The organism is Novosphingobium cyanobacteriorum (assembly GCF_029436685.1).
Lineage (GTDB): Bacteria > Pseudomonadota > Alphaproteobacteria > Sphingomonadales > Sphingomonadaceae > Novosphingobium > Novosphingobium cyanobacteriorum.
The window spans coordinates 1-8,020 of the sequence record NZ_JAROCY010000048.1; the positions used below are offsets into that span (position 1 = coordinate 1).

General features: G+C 62.9%; 6 protein-coding genes and 1 other annotated feature. Of the genes, 2 read left to right on the forward strand and 4 right to left on the reverse strand.

The genetic code is table 11. The annotated features are described in order from the left end of the window. The first annotated feature begins 122 nt into the window (after positions 1 to 122). Complete coding sequence (locus tag POM99_RS21760) at positions 123 to 1,010, forward strand: ArdC family protein (RefSeq protein ID WP_202084572.1); 888 nt, start codon at positions 123 to 125, stop codon at positions 1,008 to 1,010. 72 nt (positions 1,011 to 1,082) lie between these two features. Beyond that, positions 1,083 to 1,138 (forward strand) — a sequence feature (sul1 is cis-regulatory element that is thought to sense ions involved in sulfur or methionine metabolism; They are found in Alphaproteobacteria). 72 nt (positions 1,139 to 1,210) lie between these two features. Next, entirely contained in the window at positions 1,211 to 2,704 is a 1,494-nt protein-coding gene (locus POM99_RS21765) for a SulP family inorganic anion transporter (RefSeq protein ID WP_438823048.1), read from the forward strand. On the opposite strand, the gene POM99_RS21770 is transcribed toward POM99_RS21765, so the two are convergent. The 4 genes from POM99_RS21770 to POM99_RS21785 are packed head-to-tail and all read right to left on the reverse strand — an operon-like array spanning position 2,684 to position 7,875. Next, on the reverse strand, positions 2,684 to 3,151 hold the full coding sequence (locus POM99_RS21770; protein WP_277280856.1) for a hypothetical protein: 468 nt from the start codon (positions 3,149 to 3,151) through the stop codon (positions 2,684 to 2,686). The two genes, POM99_RS21765 and POM99_RS21770, sit on opposite strands and share 21 nt — an antisense overlap. Then, positions 3,138 to 4,973, reverse strand: coding sequence for a site-specific integrase (locus tag POM99_RS21775; protein ID WP_202084580.1), 1,836 nt, complete (start codon positions 4,971 to 4,973; stop codon positions 3,138 to 3,140). Before POM99_RS21775 ends, POM99_RS21770 begins: the two co-directional genes overlap by 14 nt. Next, on the reverse strand, positions 4,970 to 6,742 hold the full coding sequence (locus tag POM99_RS21780) for a site-specific integrase (protein ID WP_277280858.1): 1,773 nt from the start codon (positions 6,740 to 6,742) through the stop codon (positions 4,970 to 4,972). Before POM99_RS21780 ends, POM99_RS21775 begins: the two co-directional genes overlap by 4 nt. After that, positions 6,742 to 7,875, reverse strand: coding sequence for a tyrosine-type recombinase/integrase (locus POM99_RS21785; protein WP_202084586.1), 1,134 nt, complete (start codon positions 7,873 to 7,875; stop codon positions 6,742 to 6,744). Before POM99_RS21785 ends, POM99_RS21780 begins: the two co-directional genes overlap by 1 nt. Positions 7,876 to 8,020: the final 145 nt, after the last annotated feature.

The window sequence follows — 8,020 nt, forward strand, 5'->3', positions numbered from 1 at the left end:
GCCCACGAGGTATGTAACATCGCAAGTGTCCTCATTTCGAGGACAGTCGATGGCCTCCTCACTTTGGTTGCGCGGCACCATCGCAGGGCCTGCCTTGCGATGTCAGGACGGGAGTCCTGATCATGCGTAACTCCGAACGCACCGATATCTACACGCGCGTCACCAACGAGATCGTCGCAGCCATCGAGGCTGGCGCGGGCGAGTGGCGCATGCCCTGGCACCATGACGGTTCGGCCATCACGCGGCCGATCAACGCCGTGTCACGCAAGGCCTATAGAGGGGCCAACATCCTGTCTTTGTGGATTGCCGCTCAGGCCAACGGGTATACCTCGGGGCTCTGGGCAAGCTACCGGCAGTGGCAGTCGCTGGGTGCGCAAGTCCGCAAAGGTGAGCACGCAACTACGATCGTCTTCTGGAAGATTAGCCAGCGCGGCGAACAGACAGACGATCAGGACGATTCAGGCGGCCATGTTCGCATGTTCGCGCGCGGATACAGCGTGTTCAACGAGGCCCAGGTGGAGGGCTACGTTGCGCCCGCGATTGCCGTCCTCTCTGAGGAAGAACGCGTCGCCCGTGCCGAGGAGTTCTTCGCCAACCTCGGCATCGCGACCATCCACGGCGGCAACGAAGCCTATTATTTGCCGTCGAAGGACCGGATCCATATGCCACCGTTTTCCCAGTTCAAGGATCAAGCCGCCTACTATGGCACGCTTTTCCACGAAGGACTCCACGCGACAGGAGCGCCCCATCGGTGCGACCGCGACTTGAGCGGGCGGTTCGGCTCTGACCGATACGCCATGGAGGAGGTTACGGCCGAGCTCGGGACCGCCCAACTGCTCGCCGAACTTGGCATCGCCCATCATCCCAGACCCGACCATGCCGCGTATATTGCCTCGTGGCTTAAGGTGCTCAAGGCCGATGCACGCGCCATATTCACTGTCGCAAGCAAGGCGCAGGCAGGCGTGGACTGGATGCATGGACAGCAACCGGATTTAGCTCAGGCAGCCTGACCGATCAGACGATTGTCTGCGCATGCAGCGCTTGCCATTTCCACGCTTGCAGGGCAGAGCGACGGGCATTCGCAAGGACCCGGTGAGATTCCGGGTGGCTATCCCGGCCGCCGATCCGCCGGGCAACCGGCACATGGATAGCGAACGCCAGTCCCCATGAGCGGGCGCTGGGCCCGTGTGCTGCGTTTGATCCAGGTCACATGAGAACCATGCTTTCCCGTTTCCGGTCCGAATGGTCCGTCAATGCCGTCGAAGCGCGACACGACATCCTTGCCGGTATCGTCGTCGCACTTGCCCTCATCCCCGAGGCAATCGGCTTTTCCATCATTGCCGGGGTTGACCCCCGGGTCGGGCTCTACGCTTCCGTCGCGATCGCCATCATCATCTCGTTGCTGGGAGGGCGATCAGCCATGATCTCGGCAGCAACCGCGGCGGTGGCCGTCGTGGTCATTCCGCTGGTACGCGACCACGGGGTTGAGTATCTGTTCGCCGCCACGATCCTGATGGGGATTATACAGATCATTGCAGGAGTGCTTCGGCTTGACCTCCTGATGCAGTTTGTGTCGCGTTCGGTCATTACCGGCTTCGTCAACGCGCTGGCGATCCTGATATTCATGGCCCAGCTACCTCAGCTGACCGACGTCACTTGGCACACTTACGCAATGGTTGGCGCAGGACTTGCCATCATTTACCTCTTCCCTCGCGTTACTAATGCGGTTCCGTCTCCGCTCGTGGCGATCGTTGTTCTCGCCGTTGCCAGCATCAGCCTTGACCTCCCCGTTCGCACCGTCGGCGACATGGGACAATTGCCTGAAGGCCTCCCTTCTTTTGCGCTGCCCAACATTCCGCTTACGCTCGACACCCTGCGGATCATTGCACCCTATTCGTTCACTATGGCTGCGGTCGGCCTGCTCGAGTCGATGCTTACCGCACAGATCGTCGACGACATGACCCACACTGACAGCAACAAGCAGCGTGAGTGCGTTGGTCAGGGCAGCGCCAACATCGCTGCCGCGCTGGTCGGCGGCATGGGCGGTTGCGCAATGATCGGCCAGTCGGTGATCAACGTGACCTCGGGCGGGCGCAAGCGCTTGTCGACCTTCGTCGCAGGCGCATTCCTGCTGTTCCTACTGGTGGCGCTTGGACCCGTTGTCGGGCAGATCCCGATGCCCGCGCTTGTCGCCGTCATGATCATGGTGTCGATTGGCACATTCAGTTGGAACTCGATCCCCAACCTGAGACGTCATCCGCCGACGTCGTCGGTGGTCATGCTGGTAACCGTTGCTGTCGTCGTGCTGACCCACGATCTTGCGCAGGGTGTGCTGGCAGGTGTTTTGCTCTCGGGCATCTTTTTTACGGGCAAAGTCCGGAGCATGTTCGCGGTTAGGCGGATCATGGCCGATGACGGCGCGACTGTGGTCTATCAGGTTCGCGGCGAGATTTTCTTTGCTTCGGTAGACCGCTTTGTCCGCTCGTTCGAGGACGAGCAGGGGCGGTCGGTTACAATCGACGTAACACGCGCGCACTTCTGGGACATCTCCGGCGTCGGCGCTATGGACAAGATCATAGGGCGGCTACGCCGTTCTGGCTCCTGCGTTGATGTCATCGGATACAATGAAGCCAGCGCCGATCTCGTTGACCGTTTCGCAATGCACGACAAAACCGGCTTCGAGCTAGGAGCTGTTCCACACTGAACCAAGTGTGCCCTTCTGCGCGGATGGTTGGGCATGACCCCCATCCGTCCGCGCCAGTAAAGCGGCCAGTCGGCTTTCAGCTGCTCGGGCTCGATAGAGCAGCGTCAGGTTTTCGCTGGCCAGTGCCCGTCTTTCATCTCCATGTCGCCGCGCCTCGGCCCTAAGCCGAGACAACTCGTGCTCCAATTCCTCGAACCGTATCGCCAGGTCGCGGGCGGGTATCGGCCCGCCTGCGGCGGCTTCGATTTCATCGAGGATGTCGCGGTGGGTCGCGTAGAGTGGGTTGCGGCTGCGCCCGGCCTCGCGCGCAACCGACGCCGGCGTGATCCGTACAACTCGCCCGGCATGGTCGGCGTGGCGCCCTTCGCCGCGCACCAGCCTCGCCAGCGCCGCCCGATAACTCCTTGCTGCGGATTGCCCGCGTGGATCTGCATCAATCTTGCCCATCGTCATCTCCGATTTGCGCGAGCACCCGCTCGCATTGTCCGATCGCCTCATTGAGCACGGCCGCCGTCATGGGATTGGCCTCCGGCAACAGCGCAGCATTGCGTCTCCGGCGATCCCGCCAGTAGGCTCCGTGCTTCGCTTCGATCACCATGTTGGCGCATGAGAGGCAGACCGCCGGCGCTCGTCCGGCGTCATTCGGTTGCAGTTCGCCGCCGCAGCGGGAGGTCTCCTGCTGGAACACGCACCAGCCATAGTCGCAGGCATGGATGCGAAGATCCGTCTCCTTGAGGATGAACGCAACATAGTCTCGGCGTAACTGTTCGCCCGCGCGGCCGCGGAACCGGGCGTTTCCGGCGACGATACGTTCGCCCATCTTGCCGCCGAGCCGTTTGGCGGCGAGCAGGCGGTCGAGGGCGGCTGCGGTTTCGGCGCGGGCTTCGTGGTCGATGAGGCCATGCAGGTCGAAGTCGTTGCCGACGTAGCCCCGCGCGGTCATGGCAACGGAAGCATGCTTGAAGTGCTCGGCCAGGCCCAGAAGCTGGGTACGGTCGCGCCTGGCAATAAACCGGGCAAAGGTCTTGCGGAACTGGTGCGTGCTGAACCTCCAGGGTTTCCCATCATGATCGGGGATGCCGACATGCCGCGCAAAGTCATTGATGCGCCAGGCGATATGCATGTGCGTCACCGGCACGATTTGGCCATACTGCGTGTTCTTCACCAGGAACAGATCGTCGCGGCCCGAGGCTTCGCGCAGCGGCGCGCTCAGCTGCTCGAGCAGCTCCACCGCGCGCACGACCGGTGCCGGGGCAACCCAGCGCTCCCTACGGCCATCGAGATCGTCGACAGTCTTGAACAGCCGGGACACGACATATGCCTGATTAACGCCGGTTCCGCCGATCGGGTGATGCTCGATTGCCCCTGTTTTCATTGACAGGATTTCGCTGGGCCGCATCCCGACGAAGCCCGCGATCAAGATATAACAGGCCTCGACGAGGTGGACGGCGGCGTGCCGAACTGCATAGGCGCCATCGAGCCGCTCGCCCGATGGTCCGGCCAGCGATGCGAGCCTCAGCGCCGCTCTAACATGATCAGATGCCTGGCGCTTGCAGCGCCGCAGACCCTGCGCTCGCGCTTCGCGGCGGATCGCTTCGGCTGCGACGATCGTATCGCCATGCTCCTCGACCCACCGCAGGGCTTCGCTCAGGATTGCAACGGCCACGTCTTCGGGGATGAACGGTATGACGCCCTGGGTCGCCCTGGTGTGGCCGGCGGCTTCATAAGTCGTTTCCAGCGGCAGCGGATCGACCAGTGGCGCATCGTTCAGCTTCTCTCGCTGACGATAGAGGTCTTTGATCACGAGCAGATAGTTGGTGATTGTGGCAGTTGAGATATTGCCTTTGCCTCCGCCGGCGCGAGCAGGACGACAGCGCAACCATTTGCAGAGTTGTTCGACCGAAGCTGGATCGATCCCGGCAAAGCGCGAGTGTCCCTCGCATGCCATCCATTCCAGCAGCGCGCGCAGCAACATTGCTTTGTGATGGATCGACGCCGGAGACGAGCGTTTGCGCCCTGATGGAGGATGATAGTGCATCGACCAGAGGAAGTGCTTGGCGGCGCGGACAAGCTGAACATGATCACTGTTCCCGATGCGCGTGTGCTCCGGCATGGCCAACGCCCAACTGAACCGCTTCTGATCCGCGCGGCGACCCGCAGTGCGGATATCGAGCCGCCATTCATCGTCGCCGAACCGGCTCCACGGGGAAAGCCGCGCATCCTCCCAGGATTGCGACGACTGCGTGAGTGGGTGGGGGTGCTGGTTCATTCGACTGGCGGCAGCTGCGGCAGTGACATCCTCGAAACTGCTTCGAGCATCGCCTCGCAGAACCGGGGCAGGATATCGCGCTCGAGGATTTCCAGCTTGGGTGCATAAAGCAGCCGCCAGCGTTCGGGAGCCATGGCGGCACGCGCGTCGGTGAGCGCTGCCCGCGTCGCCAGCAGGCGAACCAGCACGTCCTCGTTGAGCGGGATCACGGCATTGGGGCAGGTGAAGCATCCGAGCCAGGCCGTACACAGCTCGCCCTTGCGCTGTCCTTCGGCAACGCCGGCAAGGGGATCGCTACAGATAAATCCGGCTGCGGTCGCGTGGCGCAGATCGGGAAGCACCTCCGTCCCGGGCGGGGATTCGACATCGCCCCGGACCATTTCCACAAACCGGGCTTGCAACCTGCCGATTGCCAGCGCTTGCGCCTTTCGGACGCGGGGCCGGTCCACATAGCGCTGTGTCGTGTCTGGAGTAGCATGGTTGGCCAGCACCTGCGTCTTCAGGATGTCATGCCCGAGCCGCTCGTGCGCTAGTGTGAGCCCCGATGCGCGCAGCGCCGCCAGCGTCAGTTTGAGCGGCTTGCCATCGTCGCCCACCAGGCCATGGCGCATCACAAACCGCCGGGTAAGTTTCGTGGCCAGATAGCCGGGGATCACACCGACTCTGCGAGACCCGTGTATTCTCCCGGTGAGGAAGAGATAATTCTGGTCGCGGCGTGGCGTATGCGGCACCAGCCTTTCGGTCATAGCCAGAACCTGATCGATCAGCACGGGCACCGAGGAGCCTTTGTCGCGCAGGAAGCTGCGGCGCTGTTCGCGTCCGGCGCGCCCCTTGCGCCAACTGACGAGAACCCGGCCTTCAAGCAGCAGATGCTCGCTCAGGCAGTCGCGCCGCATCAGCCTGAGGGCCTCGGCATTTGCAAAGGTTTGCGCGCCGATGGCGATCATATAGGCAACGATCGTATCCGGCAGCGCAAACAGCCGCCCCGCGATTTCGCCCATGCCACCGTGGCGGATCATGGCGAAGTGGAGATGCCAGAGACCCGCGCCCTTTCTCAACATGTCGCCGACTTTGGGTGGCACGCCGCCGAACCGACCGTCGATCACCGCGAGCATGACCCCGATATCGTCGAGATCGAGCTTGGCGAGGTCGGGTTCGGAGACAATGGCCTTGCGATCGACCTGAGCCAGCGCAGCGCGGCCTTCCTCGAACAGTGCCCAGGCTGTTTCGATGTCCCGATGGGCCGCCGTGAGCACGCGTTCCATTTCATCGCGGCTCAGTGCCTCACGCTGGCGCGCTTCCGCATTCTTGCGGGGGAACGGATTGAACGGGATTTCGAGTTCGGGGTGAACCAGGTCGGGCCGGTTGCGCTTGAGCCAGGCCATGTGCTGCTTGATGATCGACCAGACAGTATACCGTGACCCCTTGCTCCAGGGCCTCGTGCCGAGCCAAACGATAAACGCATTGAGACTGCCGCTATCGACGTCGTGCGTGGCTAAGATGGCGGAATCGTATTCGGCAAGGAACGCAAACCAGAACTTCAGGGTACGGAACGCTGAGCCTCTGTTGGCCGGTTGTTTGGCAGCATAGTGATGCCGGAACGCGAGCGCCCACTCGGCAGCCATCGTCGGCCGATCGAAGATCGAGAAGTCGAACGCGCATTCGAGCTGGCCGTCGGCATCTACGACATTGACCAGCAATGCGCCCGGATTGCCGATCAGCGGCTTCGGCGATGGCTCGACCCGGTAGTCCTTTTGCCGACGCGGCATTACAGCAGCGCCGCATAGAGATCGTCGACCGAGGCCTCGATTGCCGAGAGGTCGGTTTCGACAACGCGCAGGTATACCGCGGTGGTTGCCAGATCGGCGTGGCCGAGCAGCACCTGCAACGCGAGCAAGGGATTGAGTTCGGGATTGGCCCGGGCTTCGCGTTGCAGGAACCGCAGCATGGCGGCGGCGAAGGTATGTCGCAGCGCATGGAACGTCGCCGTCACACCCGCTGCCTCGGCGGCAGCCGTGAACATCGCGCCAACCCTGCGCGGTTTCATGGGCTGCCCCCGACAAGTCAGGAACAGAGCCTCGGGATCGCGATCTGCCCGTTTTGTCGCCGCACGACGGACGAGGACCGCCCGCTCTTCCCGCACATAGGCACGGGTACGATCGACCAGCGGGGCCGGTGGATATATTATTCGCGACCGCCCACCCTTGGTTTCGTCGATCTGCACCGGCACCATCGGTTCACTGCCGGCCCCTTTCAGATGACGCACGGTCAGGCCCGCCACTTCCATCCGACGGATTCCCGTAGTCACTGCCCATTCAACGATCAGTCTGTCGCGTGCCGGCATTGCGGCCATGATGCGCCGGATCGCTTCCGGCGCGAGCGGGCGCGGCAACATCGGCATATGCCGCACGGTAAGCTCGTTGGCCCGGATTTGACCGCCGGTGGCATCGACATGGGCCAGGAACGCCTGCGGGCGACTGCGCGACAACGCGATTTCCTGGCTTGCGAACGGGACCTGCTTCATCAGTCCGGTCGCCACGCTCCAGCGGTAGAAACGCCCTATGGTCCTGAGCCGCCCGTTGATTGTACTGCGTGCCAGCGGTCTGCCGCTGTCGCCACGGGGCCGGAGCATCTGATCGCGATAGGCGGCCAGTTCGCCAGGACCGACCTCGTCCCAGGCCCAGCCATTGGCCTCTAGCGTCTGCCACCAGTCGTAGAGAGCTTCAGCGTAGGTTCGCCAGGTCTGCGGGCTGCGGGTCCTGCCGCGCACCAAAGCAACGTGCATCAGCCATGCGCAGGCCGGTTCGACGAGCCGCATCCGGGCGTCGAGCAGCATCGGGACATTCTCCACCGATGATCCGTCGGGCCGGAATGCAGGCGTCGAGAACAACAGCTGCGCCATACCCACTCCCAAGATTGCAACCGGACAGGAAGGGCCCTCGGGCCCTCCCTGTCCGGCAGAGAAGAGGGGGCTCGGATCATGTGTCCTGCTTGATTGGCAGAAGAGGACAGAAAGGACACGTTATGGATGGGACCTACCACGAGCT